General features: G+C 44.3%; 1 protein-coding gene. It reads left to right on the forward strand.

Annotation, left to right across the window (positions count from 1 at the left end):
• Nucleotides 1-54: 54 nt before the first annotated feature.
• Nucleotides 55-253, forward strand: a 199-nt coding sequence (locus FS628_RS32285) for a hypothetical protein (RefSeq protein ID WP_222125340.1), incomplete at its 3' end; no start/stop codon positions are given.

Genomic DNA, 253 nt, shown 5'->3' on the forward strand with positions numbered 1-253 from the left:
GGGTGAAGGTGGAATGTATGTGGCTTTAGGGGAGTTGAGGAGATGATGTAAAGGTTGGATGGTTTGTTGAATAGGGGTATTGTAATGGGAAGGATGGATGATATACAGGTGGAGATAATGCGTTTGCAAACGTTTGAGAGTGTTGTGTATTTGAGTGATGATGGGTTTTGTTGGTTGAGGGGGATTGATTATTGGGATGATGAGATCCATCAGGCTGAAGTGCGGGCTTTGAACATGATCCAAGTTAGGCACG

Origin of the sequence: Paenibacillus xylanexedens (assembly GCF_007676705.1) — a bacterium.
GTDB lineage: Bacteria > Bacillota > Bacilli > Paenibacillales > Paenibacillaceae > Paenibacillus > Paenibacillus xylanexedens_C.